Origin of the sequence: Bradyrhizobium prioriisuperbiae, assembly GCF_032397745.1 — a bacterium.
Classification (GTDB): Bacteria; Pseudomonadota; Alphaproteobacteria; order Rhizobiales; family Xanthobacteraceae; genus Bradyrhizobium_A; species Bradyrhizobium_A prioriisuperbiae.
Genome location: NZ_CP135921.1, coordinates 4684837 through 4696715 on the forward strand (window position 1 = coordinate 4684837; position 11879 = coordinate 4696715).

Sequence of the window (11879 nt, forward strand, 5' to 3'; positions counted from 1 at the left end):
ATGCCCTAATCCCCCCGCGTCGTCCCGCGCGGCGTCAAATGCACCTCAATCTTGATGCGCTGGCTGGTCTTGCCATCACTGATATCACTGCTCTCATCCTGCTCCGCATACCCCAGCAGATTCAGCAGCAGCATTCCGGTTTCGCGGCCGATGCGCCCGCCGTCGACGGCGGTCGTGGTGAGTGCCGGCAGGCAGCAGCGCGACACCTCGAAATCGCCGAAGCCGATGACGGCGAGCTGCGATGGCACATCGATGCCCATGGCCTGGGCTTCGGTGAGCACGCCGAATGCGCCGGGGTCGGATACACACATGATGGCGTCGATGTCGGGCCAGCGCTTCAGCATCTGCGGCAGTGCGGCGCGGCCCTGCAGCATGCTGATCGGTGGGGGGCACTGATCGTGCAGGCGCACCGGGCCGAGCTTGAGCTCCTTGACGGCGCGCACGAAACCCTGCCGGCGGCGGGCGCCGCGGGTGCCCTGGTCGTTGATCTCGCCGAGATAGGCGAGGCGGCGATAGCCGCGCTCGGCGAGGTAACGCACCATGTTGACGGCGACGTCCTCATTGGAGAAGCCGACCACATGGCCGATTGGGCGGCTCGGCCAGTCCCAGATCTGCACCACGGGGATGCCCGCCTTGAGCAGCAGTTCGCGCGACTTGGCCGAATGGCCGTCGGACACCAGCACCACGGCCTCCGGGCGGCGCTGCAGCAGCGCGGCGAGCAGCGGCTCCTCGCGTCTGGTTTCGTAATTGGTGTAGCCGATCAGGGTTTGCAGCCCGGCGGCCTGCAGCGTATCCGCCAGCGCGTGCGTCGTCTCGGCGAAATGCGGGTTGTTCAGCGACGGCACCAACAGCGCGATGAAGCCGGAGCGTTTGGACGACAGGCTGCCCGCGATCTGGTCCGGCACATAGCCGGTCTCCTTGATGATGCCCAGGATGCGGCGGCGCGTGGCGGGTGATACCGAGCTGTCGCGTTTCAGCGCGCGCGACACCGTCATGGCGGAAACGCCAGCCAATCGAGCGACATCGGCCATTTTAATGCGGCGCATCATCGCTCCGGTCTGTGGTTGTTGTGCGCAAGTCCCGACTCCCTCGCTCCCAACGTGGCATTACTTGCGGGGAGCCGTCATCGATGTTATCGATAACATAAACCAAAAAGCAGGGGCGACTTTTGGATCGTCCCGTATGGCTGGACAACGCTGGCCGGCTGTTACGGCCGGGACAAGGGGAGGATGGCATGAGAATTTCGCGTCGCGCGGCTCTTCAGGCGTCACTCGGATCGGCGGTCGCCGCCTTCGCATCGCCCTATGTGGCGCGGGGCGCCGAAACCGGCTGGGCCGGCCTCAAGGGCCAGTCCATCGTCATCAACTGGCCGTCACATCCGCATTACGACGTCGCCAAGACGCTGATCCCGGAATTCACCGCGGCGACCGGCATCAAGGTCGAACTCGACGAGATGCAATACCTGCGGATGAAGGACGCCCAGGTGCTGCAGATGTCCAAACCACAAGGCGACTACGACGTCATTGTCTATGTCATCATGTGGAAAACCGAATACGTCCAGCGCAATTTCCTTAACGAGCTGACGCCGCTGTTCGCCGACGAACGGCTGGCGATGAAGGACTACAACAAGGACGGCATCATCAAGGCGTATTACGAAGGCCTTGGCCTGGTCGGCGGCCCGCGCGGTTATCTGCCGGGGCCGGGCGCGAAACTCTACGGCATTCCCTATGGCGCCGAATGCAGCGTGCTGGCTTATCGCAAGGATATCTTCGCCAAGCACAATCTGACGCCGCCGCGCACCTATGACGAGATGCTGACCGCCGCGCGCGTCATCAAGGAGAAGGAGCCGGGCATGGGCGGCCTCGCGCAACGGGCGCAGACCGGCCACCAGGTCACGGCCGGCTGGCTGATCCATCTGACGCCGTTCAACGGCCAGGTGATCGACGACAAGTTCGTGCCGCAGGTCGCGGCGCCCGAGGCGATCAAGGCCACCGAAGTCTACAAGGAGTTCATCGACACCGGCCCCGCGGGCGCCGCCTCGTTCGATTTCGGCCAGAGCATGAACGCGTTCCTGCAGGGGCAGGCGGCGATGTATTGCGATTCCATCTCGGTGTTCGGCCCGGCGCGCAATCCCGCGAAATCCAAGGTGGTCGACAGCGTCGGTTACCTGGTGCATCCGAAGGCCACGCGGTATTCCGGCGAGCTCGGCGGCTTTGGTCTTGCGATCCCGAAAAACTCGGCGCGGCGAGAGGCGGCGTTTGCCTTTATGCAGTGGATGACAGCGGCGCAGCAGGATATCCGGGTGACCGCGCAGGGCGGCCAGCCGACCCGCCTGGCCACGCTGGAGCATCCCGACGTCAAGAAGATCTATCCGGTCGACGTCTATCGCGAATGCCTGGAGATCGCCAATCCGGACTGGCGCCCGATCATCAACGAGTGGACCGAGATTTCCGAGAAGGTGCTGGGGCTGCGGCTGTCCGAGATCATCACCGGCAAGGCTCCGATCAAGCCGACCATGGAAACCGCGGCGACGGAGATCAAAACCGTGCTGACCCGCGCCGGCTATTACAAGACCTGAACCAGGGACGCGGCATGTTGGGTCGCTGGGGATTCGATCGCAGGCTGGCGCCGTATGTATTTGCGGCGCCAGCGGTGCTGATCATGGCGGTCGGGCTGTTCTATCCGGTGGTCGAGGCGGTGCGGCTGTCGCTCTACGAGGTGCGTCTCGGCGAGCCGCCGACGCCGCAGGCGTTTCGCGGGCTGTCGATCCTGGCGGAAGCACTGGCGGATTCTTCCGTCCGCACCTCCATGGCGGTGACGCTGCAGTTCTCCGTGCTGGTGGTGGCGGTGGAGATGGTGCTGGGCGTGGCGCTGGCGCTTGCTTTGGAAAAGCCGCTGCGGGGCATGCGCGCCTTCCGCACTCTGTTCGTGCTGCCGATGATGATCGCGCCGATTTGTGTCGGCCTGATCTGGCGTTATATGTTCGATGTCAATGTCGGGCCGATCAATAGCTGGCTGGCGATGTTTCATGTGAAACCGGCCTGGCTCGCGGACCCCAGCCTGGCGTTTTTCACGCTGTGCGTCACCGACATCTGGCAGTTCACCCCGTTCGTGTTCATTCTCGCCTTGGCGGGGCTGCAAGGCATCGACCAGTCGGCGGTCGAGGCCGCCAAGATCGATGGCGCCTCGGTGCTGCAAACCATCCGCTACATCAAGATCCCGCTGCTGGCGCCGATCCTGATGATCACGATTTTGATGCGGCTGATCGATGCGCTGCGCGGGCTGGAGGTGGTCTACGCCATGACCAATGGCGGCCCGGGGCTTTCGACCGAATTGTTTTCGCTGCACATCTACAAATCCGCCTTCGTCACCCAGCGCATGGGCCATTCCGCGGCGCTGTCAGTCTGCCTGCTGGTGGTGACCACGGCGCTCAGCGCGGCGCTGCTGATGTGGAGCAATCCCATGCGCCGGAAGGGAGGCTGAGGCATGCATCAGCCTCTTTTCAGTCAGCCTCGCGCCAGCCAGCCGCTTGTCACCCAGTCTCGCGTGAGTCACGTGCTCGCCGCCGCCGCGCCCGCTGCGGCCGAGTCTGGTGCAGACCGCGGCGGCCAAGGCCTGCGCTTCGGTGTCCTGGTATTGCTCGCGGCGCTCTCGGTGCTGCCGATCCTGGTGATGCTGTCGACCTCGCTGAAGACCCAGCGCCAGATCTTGGGCGGAGACTTCTCGTTTTTCGTGATGCCGACCTTCGACAATTACCGCGGCGTGCTGGAGGGGCGCTTCCTCGGTTATCTCGGCAACAGCGTGATTGTCAGCATCTCAGCCACGCTGCTGACGCTGATCTTCGGCACCATGTGCGCCTACGCCATCTCGCGGTTTCGCTTTGCCGGCCGCTCGCCGATCGCGATTGGCACGCTCTTGTTGCGCACGGTGCCGCCGGCGGTGCTGGCGATCCCGGCCTATTTCATCCTGACGCCGCTGCATCTCGACGGCCTGACCGGCCTCGTGATCTCCTATGTCGCGCTGAACCTGCCATTCACGATCTGGCTGCTCTACGGCTTCATCGAGCAGGTGCCGACGGAGCTGGAAGAGGCGGCGACCGTCGACGGCTGCGGGCCGTACCGGCTGTTCTTCACGTTGATCCTGCCGCTGCTCAAGCCGGGGCTTGCGGCGGCCGCGATCTTCACCTTCCGGATCGGCTGGAACGAACTGGTGCTGGCCTCGATCCTGACCAACCGCACCAGCCGCACGCTGCCCTACGGCGTTTATCTCTTCATCACCGATGTCGGCATCGACTGGGGACAGCTGATGGCCGCCGGCATGCTGGTGGCGCTGCCGCCGCTGATTTTCACCTTCATCGCCGCGCGCCAGATCATCACCGGCCTGACCGCCGGTGCGGTGAAGGGGTGATCAATTCGAAATTCCGTCCTCCAACCACAAGGAACACAGCCATGGACATCAAGGGGACCCGCCAGGAAATCGCGGTGAATTACGACACCAGCATCGGCGCCTGGTTCGGCCGCTCGCTGCCGATCTCGCATGAGGAGATGCAGAGCCGGGTGTTCCGTTTCGGCGAACTGCCGTCCAGCGACACCGCTTTCATCGACGCGGCGATCCCCGGCCATAACAGAACATTGCTGGGCGCGCTCGGCCGCGGCACCGCGGAGGAGGACCTCAAGCATCAGGTCGAGAAGGCGGAGAATTATCACATCGATTACATCCGCGCCGATCCCGGCAACGGCGCGGCGCTGCACTCGCACGACACCGAAGAGACCTTCATCTGCATTACCGGCAAGTGGCGCGTCACCTGGGGCACCGACGGCGAGGAGAGCGTCGAGCTGAACTATCTCGACGGCATCTGCTGCCCGCCCGGCGTGATGCGTTCGTTCGAGAATCTCAGCGACCAGCCGGCACTCCTGATGGCCATCATCGGCGGCCGCGAACCCGGCAATGTGGTGTGGTCGCAGTCGATCCAGCAACGCATCGCTTCGGGCCAGCGCTAGGACCTCGCTTCGATGAAGGACGTGCGCTGTGGCGCAGAGCCGAAAGAGCAGGGATGACGACGCGGTGAAAACCGCGCAGGCGCTGCGTCTGGTCAAGGCGTTTACGGCGCTGGACAGCCAGCCGGTCCGTGAAGCGCTGCTCACTCTCGCCGAAGCTCTTGCCGCCGCCAGCGAGGGGCGTCGGCAATAAGGCGCCCGATTGCGCCGAGTTCCCGGCATCCTTCGCTCTCGCGGAGACTGAAACGCTTTTCCGTTTCGGCCGTATCTGGAGCGGAGGCCGCTGACGTTCATCCCGCGGCGGCCTTCGGGCGGCCTCAACGACGCCCCCGGATTAAACCTCCAGCGTTGGGGCCGCTCCCTGCCGGACGTCAGGCCGCGCGCACCGGCGGCGGAGCCGCGTCCAGTTCGGCGGCTTCGGCGTCGGTGAAGACACGGCTGCGGGTCAGGAAACGCACGCCTTCCGGCGCCTCCAGCGAAAACCCCGAGCCGCGGCCGGGCACCGCGTCGATGATCAGCTGGGTGTGCTGCCAGTATTCGAACTGCGCCGCGCCGATATAGAATTTGCAGCCGGCGATCTCGCCGAGTAGCACATCCTGCGGGCCGACCCTGAAATCGCCCTGCGGATAACACATCGGCGCCGAGCCGTCGCAGCAGCCGCCGGACTGGTGGAACATCAGCGCCCCATGCTGCGCCTTCAGCCGCTCAACGATCTCCGCGGCGGCGGCGGTGATTTCGACACGATGGACCACGTGGGTGTCCCTCCGTTTATTGCAACACGATACCCCTCCTTTGTCGTTGCCGGGCTTGTCCCGGCAACCTCGCTTGCGGACGCAGTGCGCCTCTAAGCGGGATCACCGGGAAAACAAGCCCGGTGATGACGATGTTGGGTGAGGCGCCTTCGGAGTAACCCAGGCTCAGAAGAAGCCGAGCGCCTTGGTGCCGTAGCTGACCAGCACGTTCTTGGTCTGCTGGTAATGGTCGAGCATCATCTTGTGGGTTTCACGGCCGATGCCCGACTGCTTGTAACCGCCGAACGCCGCGTGCGCGGGATAGGCGTGGTAGCAGTTGGTCCAGACACGGCCGGCCTGGATGGCGCGGCCGAAGCGGTAGGCGCGGTTGCCGTTGCGGGTCCATACGCCGGCGCCCAGCCCATAGAGTGTGTCGTTGGCGATGGCGAGGGCGTCGGCTTCATCCTTGAACTTGGTCACCGACACCACCGGCCCGAAGATCTCTTCCTGGAACACCCGCATCTTGTTGTGTCCCTCGAAGATGGTCGGCTCGACATAATAGCCATCGGCGATCTCGCCGCCGAGCTGTGCGCGTTGGCCGCCGGTCAGCACCTTGGCGCCTTCCTGCTTGCCGATGTCGAAATAGGACAGGATCTTCTCCAGCTGATCGTTGGAGGCCTGGGCGCCAATCATGGTGGAGGCGTCGAGCGGATGGCCCTGCTTGATCTTCTTGGTGCGCGCCACCGCGCGTTCCATGAAGCGGTCATAGACCGATTCCTGCACCAGTGCGCGGCTCGGGCAGGTGCAGACCTCGCCTTGATTGAGCGCAAACATGGCGAAGCCTTCCAGCGCCTTGTCGAAGAACTCGTCGTCAGCGTCGGCCACGTCGGCAAAGAAGATGTTGGGTGACTTGCCGCCGAGTTCGAGCGTCACCGGGATGATGTTGTCGGAGGCGTACTGCATGATCAGCCGCCCCGTGGTGGTTTCGCCTGTGAAGGCGATCTTGGCGATGCGCTTGTTCTGCGCCAGCGGCTTGCCGGCCTCGACGCCGAAGCCGTTGACCACGTTGACCACGCCGGGCGGCAGGATGTCGGCGATCAATTCCATCACCGTAAGGATGCCGAGCGGGGTCTGCTCCGCGGGCTTCAGCACCACGCAGTTGCCGGCGGCAAGCGCGGGCGCGAGCTTCCAGGTCGCCATCAGGATCGGGAAATTCCAGGGAATGATCTGGCCGACCACGCCGAGCGGTTCGTGGTAATGATAGGCTACGGTGTCGTGGTCGATCTCCGAGATGCCGCCTTCCTGCGCCCGCACCACGCTTGCGAAATAACGCCAGTGGTCGACCACCAGCGGCATGTCGGCGTGCGTCGTCTCGCGGATCGGCTTGCCGTTGTCCAGCGTCTCCACCAGCGCCAGCAGGTCGAGATTGGCTTCCAGCTTGTCGGCGACCTTGTTGAGCAGGCGCGAGCGCTCCTGCACAGAGGTTTTGCCCCAGGCGTCCTTCGCCTTGTGGGCGGCGTCGAGTGCAAGCTCGATGTCGGCGGCGGACGAGCGCGGCACCTGGCACAGCCGCTTGCCCGTGATCGGGCTGGGATTGTCGAAGGTGCGTCCCTCGACCGGCGCGACCCATTTGCCGCCGATGAAATTGTCGTAGCGCTCGCGGATGAGAAGCTGCTTGGAAACCTTATCGATGGCCTCTTGATACATGGCGTTCTCCTTGGTGTGTTGCGCCGTTCGGCGTCGTCATCTTGATTGCAACCGGGGAATGAGTGTTGCCGAAGGCTGTGCCTTTCTCTCGCTCACCGCGGTTCTCGATGTCGAATGAACATGTCGACAGCGCAAAATCCGTCGATCTCACGGCCGTTGTTCTCAGGCGCGACGGCAACCCCGGGGTGTGGAAATGTGCTCCCCGGCACCGGTTCCGTCAACGTTATATTCATTAGAATATCACGACAGTTCCGTGTCGAAGCGACGCGGGAGCGCGATCGTCGCTGGAACCGGATCGCAGAGCTATTTGAGCGCTTCGCACACGCTGATGTGATCCTGCAGCCCATGCGGCGATGTGGTGCGTCGCGATACCACGTGCCACCAGGCCTCGAGCGAGGGACGGTCGCAATGCAGCTTGACGCTCATGCCATCGGAGAATTTGATCCAGTCGGCAAAGCGTTTGGCCGGCACCGCGACCACCACCGGGATGTCGGCACTCAGCGCACGCTCGATCACATCGACCAGGCCCTTGCCTTCGCTTTCCTGCCGGCCGAACCGGTTGACGATGACGAGATCGGCGCCATGGTCGATCGCGCCGGCGATCTTGTGGCCGGCTTCCAGCAGCCGGCCGATGTCGAGCCGGCAGCCCTGCGAACAGGCGCCGAAGTCCTGAAATAATCCCAGTTCTTCCCCGGTATGAATCAGCCGCGCCGAGAGTTGTGGTCGGTCGCTGCAATGCTGTCCAAGCTGCACCAGGCCGGCGACGCGGTTGCCGCTGTCGATCAGTTCCGCGCTGAAGGCGCTCAGCAGTGCGTCCGGATCTTCGTGGCGCTCATAAACGATGGCGGCGAGGTCGCACTGGGCGTCGAATGTCATGGCGTTGAAGGTCATGGGCGCGAAGCTCTCGGAATCAGACTTTCGGAATCAGGCCTTGCAGCGAGCGGATCAGTCTCGCGACTTGTGGGTCTTTGATCCGATAGTACAGCGTCTGCGCCTCCCGGCGAAAACTCACGAGACCGCCGTTGCGCAGCTTGGTCAGGTGTTGCGACAGCGCCGACTGGCTCAAGCCCACAGCGTGCACCAGGTCGCCGGCCTTCATCTCCCGCCGCCGCGTCAGGTGGGCGAGGATCAGCAGCCGGTTGCCATTGGCCATCAGGGTCAGCAGCCGCGCGGTCTCAGCGGCCTGCGCCACCGAGGCCGGTGATGTGCCGGCGGTTGGGCGCAATGGCTGGCCGCGTCGCCCCGTCCGTCGCACCGGTTGCGGGGCGAGGGGATCGCGCAGGGCCGGCTCTGGGGCCGGCCGCAGCAGACGTGGTGAGGACCGTGCAAGCGCACGGTCCTCCTTGTAGAGCGGTTGAGGTTTAGCGAGCGGCATTGATGATCTGGAGCTGGGTGAACTCGGCGAGGCCTTCTTCGGCGAATTCGGTGCCGATGCCGGACTGCTTGGCGCCACCGAACGGAATGTGCGGCGCCATGTCGAGATGCTTGTTGATCCACACGGTGCCGGCTTCCATCCGGCTCGCCACCTTGTGCGCACGCTCGGTGTCCGACGACCAGACCGAACCGCCGAGGCCGTAATTGGTGGCGTTGGCGCGGCGGATCACGTCCTCGGAGTCCGAATACTTGATCACCGGCAGCACCGGCCCGAACTGCTCCTCGTCGACCAGCTTGGAGCCTTCCTTGATGTCGCGCACGATGGTCGGCTGGATGAAATAGCCGGGCCGGTCCATCGCCGCACCACCGGCGATGATATTGCCGTCCTTGCGGGCGGCGTCGAGGAAGCCCTTCACCTTTTCATACTGCATCTTGTTCTGCAGCGGGCCGAGCTTGGTGCCCTGCTTGAGGCCGTCGTCGACCACCGCATTGTTGGCGAGTGTCGCAAGCTCCGCGCACAATTCGTCATAGATCGATTCATGCACATAGAGCCGCTTGATGGCGAGGCAGACCTGGCCGGAGTTCTGGAACGCACCCTCGAAGATGCCGGGCGCCACCTTCTTCGGATCGGCATCGTCGAGCACGATGCTGGCGTCGTTGCCTCCGAGTTCGAGGGTGATGCGCTTCAGGGTTGCTGCGGCGCTCGCCATCACCTTCTGGCCGGTCGCTGTCGAGCCGGTGAACGAGATCTTGCGGATGTCGGGATGCCTGGTCATGGCGTCGCCGAGATCGTTGGCGTCGGTGATGATGTTGAGCACGCCCTTGGGCAGGATGTCGACGATCAGTTCGGCGAATTTCAAGGTCGACAGCGGGGTGGTCGGCGCCGGCTTGACGATCAGGGTGTTGCCGGCGAGCAGCGCCAGCGGCAATTTGAAGCTGAGGATCAGCAGCGGATAATTCCAGGGGATGATGGCGCCGACCACGCCGAGCGGACGGCGGTGCGCCTCGACGCGGCGGTCGTTGCTGTCCTCGATCACCTTCATCGGCAGGTCGAGCGAGGCGAGGTAGCGGAAGAAGCCGGCCATGCCCATGACTTCGAAGGTGGCGTCGGCCAGCGGCTTGCCCTGTTCGGAGGTGAGCAGGCGGGCGAGGTCGCCGGAATTGGCCTCGATCACGTCGGCCATTTTCAGCACCAGCTTGCGCCTCGCCTCGATCGGCGTGGCCGCCCAGGCCGGAAAGGCCGCCTTCGCCGCGGCGACGGCCTGGTCGAGCTGCGCCTTGGAGGCGCGCGGGCACTGCGCCAGCACCTCTTCGGTCGCCGGATTGAGCACGGCCATGGTCTGGTCGCCATCGACCATCTTGCCGTCGATCAAAAGCCTGTATTCGCTCATTGGATCGTCTTTCCCTGGGTTGCGGACCTTTGGACTGGTCTCGTTATATCTGTGTAAATATCACGAATAATGGAGCGATCATAGGGAGTGCCGGGGTCGTCATGGCTGCCGGTCGGGGAACCGGCTGGACGGGGTGGTCGTATCCGATATATTCTATGGAATATAACGTGAGAGTCACGTAACGAAAGTATGACCGCGGCGGAGTTTGATAGATGGAAATCGAAAGCCAGTCCCTGACCACATGCGAGGTGACCGCCGACGGATCGGCGATCTCGCTGGGGTTCGTCGATGCCGCAGGCAGGGCTGCCGCGATCAATTTTCCGGTCGAGCAGGTCGGCGCGCTGGCGATGACATTGCCGGCCCTGATCGAGAAGGCGCTGCGGGCGCGGTTTCGCGACGACAGCCTGCGCTACACTTATCCGCTAGGCTCGTGGGCCTTCGAGCGCTCATCCGACCCCGCCACTTCCATCGTGACCCTGCGCACGGTCGACGGCTTCAGCGTCTGTTTCTCGATGCCGCGCGAACAGCAGAGCGAACTTGGCGAGGCGCTGGTGGCGGAGCCGGTGATCGAGACGGAACTGGTGGCGAATTAGGACGTGTTCCGGACAAAGTAGCCGCGAGCGGCTTCGGTGGCGGTGGGAAAACGGCTCACCATATTCAGTGTCATCACCGGGCTTGTCCCGGTGATCCCGCTTAGGAGTGCAGTGCGTCCCTAAGCGAGGTTGCCGGGACAAGCCCGGCAACGACAAGGGAGAGGTGGTGTCGCACACCTTGACCCTCTCTCCTATCTTTCCGAAAGTGCCGGATGCGCAACTTATCCCGTCTCGCACTGGTGGCCCTCCTCATGACGCTCGCTGTCTCATCCGTGTCCGCATCCGATATCCGCGTGATGGCTGCGGGCAGCCTGAAGGATGCTTTGACTGCTGCGTTCGCCGATTACGGCAAGCAGCACGGCGCGACCTTCGTCCCGGTGTGGGGACCGTCCGGCGTGCTGCGTGAACGATTGCAGAAGGGCGAGGCGTTCGACGTGTTCGCTTCGGCCGCGCTGCCACACGCGCAGGCTTTGACGGACGCTGGAATCTCCGGCCCGAGCGTTCTGTTTGCGCGCAACGCCCTGTGCATCGTCACGTCGACAGACGCTCCGCTCGACGCGGGCAATCTTGTGGAGACCCTGCTGCGGCCAGAGATCCGCATCGGCACCTCGACGCCGGGAGCCGATCCGGGCGGCGACTACACCTGGGAGCTGTTTCGCCGCATCGATGCTCGCAAGGCCGGAGCCTTTGCGACGCTGTCGACCAAGGCGATGCAGTTGTTCGGCGGCGCCACCACCACCGCGCCGGTCGACGGACGTCATCGGTTGCTGGCTGCGCTGGATGACCGCGAGATCGACCTGTTCGTGTATTACTGCTCCAGCGCGCAATTCATGGTCGCCGCTGCGCCGGCCAAATACAAGATGATCACCTTGCCGCCGGAGTTGTCGGTCGGTCCCGAATACGGACTGACGGTGTCGAAAGCGGCCACCGCGGGAGCTGTGGATTTCGCCATGTACGTGCTGTCGCCGCAGGGACAACGCACCCTGAAAGCTTATGGCTTCATTCCCGTGGCGCTGCCGACCGATTGATATCTGCCCGCTGCGGCAGACTTCGTGGTTGAAAAAAGCCCGGGACCACCGCCCGAGG

13 protein-coding genes are annotated in these 11879 nt (G+C 64.0%); 7 read left to right on the forward strand and 6 right to left on the reverse strand.

Annotated features, from left to right (window positions below):
• Positions 1-5: 5 nt before the first annotated feature.
• The gene (locus RS897_RS22050) at positions 6-1046 is read right to left on the reverse strand and encodes a LacI family DNA-binding transcriptional regulator (protein ID WP_315830843.1); all 1041 of its coding nucleotides are present in this window, start codon (positions 1044-1046) and stop codon (positions 6-8) included.
• Positions 1047-1234: 188 nt separating this feature from the next.
• Here RS897_RS22050 and RS897_RS22055 point away from each other — a divergent pair, with 188 nt between their 5' ends.
• From RS897_RS22055 to RS897_RS22075, 5 genes are read left to right on the forward strand one after another with little or no spacing between them, the layout of a single operon-like run.
• Positions 1235-2578: an ABC transporter substrate-binding protein gene (locus RS897_RS22055; protein ID WP_315830844.1), complete on the forward strand. Its 1344-nt coding sequence runs from the start codon at positions 1235-1237 to the stop codon at positions 2576-2578.
• A 14-nt stretch (positions 2579-2592) separates the two neighbouring features.
• On the forward strand, positions 2593-3483 hold the full coding sequence (locus RS897_RS22060; RefSeq protein ID WP_315830845.1) for a carbohydrate ABC transporter permease: 891 nt from the start codon (positions 2593-2595) through the stop codon (positions 3481-3483).
• Positions 3484-3486: 3 nt separating this feature from the next.
• Positions 3487-4407, forward strand: coding sequence for a carbohydrate ABC transporter permease (locus RS897_RS22065; protein WP_315830846.1), 921 nt, complete (start codon positions 3487-3489; stop codon positions 4405-4407).
• Positions 4408-4448: 41 nt separating this feature from the next.
• The gene (locus tag RS897_RS22070) at positions 4449-5000 is read left to right on the forward strand and encodes a cupin domain-containing protein (protein WP_315830847.1); all 552 of its coding nucleotides are present in this window, start codon (positions 4449-4451) and stop codon (positions 4998-5000) included.
• 28 nt (positions 5001-5028) lie between these two features.
• A complete protein-coding gene (locus RS897_RS22075) occupies positions 5029-5190 on the forward strand; it encodes a hypothetical protein (protein WP_315830848.1) in 162 nt (53 codons plus the stop codon).
• A 178-nt stretch (positions 5191-5368) separates the two neighbouring features.
• Here RS897_RS22075 and RS897_RS22080 read toward each other — a convergent pair whose 3' ends face one another.
• The 5 genes from RS897_RS22080 to RS897_RS22100 form a co-directional block, all read right to left on the reverse strand.
• Positions 5369-5749 (reverse strand): DUF779 domain-containing protein, encoded by a 381-nt coding sequence (locus RS897_RS22080; protein WP_315830849.1) that lies wholly within the window; start codon positions 5747-5749, stop codon positions 5369-5371.
• 165 nt (positions 5750-5914) lie between these two features.
• Positions 5915-7435: an aldehyde dehydrogenase gene (gene adh / locus RS897_RS22085; protein ID WP_315830850.1), complete on the reverse strand. Its 1521-nt coding sequence runs from the start codon at positions 7433-7435 to the stop codon at positions 5915-5917.
• 303 nt (positions 7436-7738) lie between these two features.
• Positions 7739-8326, reverse strand: a complete 588-nt coding sequence (locus tag RS897_RS22090; RefSeq protein WP_315830851.1) for a DUF2478 domain-containing protein — start codon at positions 8324-8326, stop codon at positions 7739-7741.
• Between the two features lie 19 nt (positions 8327-8345).
• A complete protein-coding gene (locus RS897_RS22095) occupies positions 8346-8660 on the reverse strand; it encodes an ArsR/SmtB family transcription factor (protein ID WP_315838715.1) in 315 nt (104 codons plus the stop codon).
• 136 nt (positions 8661-8796) lie between these two features.
• Complete coding sequence (locus tag RS897_RS22100) at positions 8797-10200, reverse strand: aldehyde dehydrogenase family protein (RefSeq protein WP_315830852.1); 1404 nt, start codon at positions 10198-10200, stop codon at positions 8797-8799.
• 212 nt (positions 10201-10412) lie between these two features.
• Here RS897_RS22100 and RS897_RS22105 point away from each other — a divergent pair, with 212 nt between their 5' ends.
• Together RS897_RS22105 and RS897_RS22110 are read left to right on the forward strand one after the other, a co-directional pair.
• Complete coding sequence (locus tag RS897_RS22105) at positions 10413-10793, forward strand: hypothetical protein (RefSeq protein WP_315830853.1); 381 nt, start codon at positions 10413-10415, stop codon at positions 10791-10793.
• A 251-nt stretch (positions 10794-11044) separates the two neighbouring features.
• On the forward strand, positions 11045-11821 hold the full coding sequence (locus RS897_RS22110) for a substrate-binding domain-containing protein (protein WP_315830854.1): 777 nt from the start codon (positions 11045-11047) through the stop codon (positions 11819-11821).
• Positions 11822-11879: the final 58 nt, after the last annotated feature.

What these genes read in the sequence shown, in the direction of transcription:
- RS897_RS22070 (WP_315830847.1), top strand. Translation starts at nt 4,449, where the DNA reads ATGGACATCAAGGGGACCCGCCAGGAAATCGCGGTGAATTACGACACC.
- RS897_RS22065 (WP_315830846.1), top strand. Translation starts at nt 3,487, where the DNA reads ATGCATCAGCCTCTTTTCAGTCAGCCTCGCGCCAGCCAGCCGCTTGTC.
- RS897_RS22110 (WP_315830854.1), top strand. Translation starts at nt 11,045, where the DNA reads ATGACGCTCGCTGTCTCATCCGTGTCCGCATCCGATATCCGCGTGATG.
- RS897_RS22105 (WP_315830853.1), top strand. Translation starts at nt 10,413, where the DNA reads ATGGAAATCGAAAGCCAGTCCCTGACCACATGCGAGGTGACCGCCGAC.
- RS897_RS22090 (WP_315830851.1), bottom strand. Translation starts at nt 8,326, where the DNA reads ATGACCTTCAACGCCATGACATTCGACGCCCAGTGCGACCTCGCCGCC.
- RS897_RS22060 (WP_315830845.1), top strand. Translation starts at nt 2,593, where the DNA reads ATGTTGGGTCGCTGGGGATTCGATCGCAGGCTGGCGCCGTATGTATTT.
- adh (WP_315830850.1), bottom strand. Translation starts at nt 7,435, where the DNA reads ATGTATCAAGAGGCCATCGATAAGGTTTCCAAGCAGCTTCTCATCCGC.
- RS897_RS22055 (WP_315830844.1), top strand. Translation starts at nt 1,235, where the DNA reads ATGAGAATTTCGCGTCGCGCGGCTCTTCAGGCGTCACTCGGATCGGCG.
- RS897_RS22100 (WP_315830852.1), bottom strand. Translation starts at nt 10,200, where the DNA reads ATGAGCGAATACAGGCTTTTGATCGACGGCAAGATGGTCGATGGCGAC.
- RS897_RS22050 (WP_315830843.1), bottom strand. Translation starts at nt 1,046, where the DNA reads ATGCGCCGCATTAAAATGGCCGATGTCGCTCGATTGGCTGGCGTTTCC.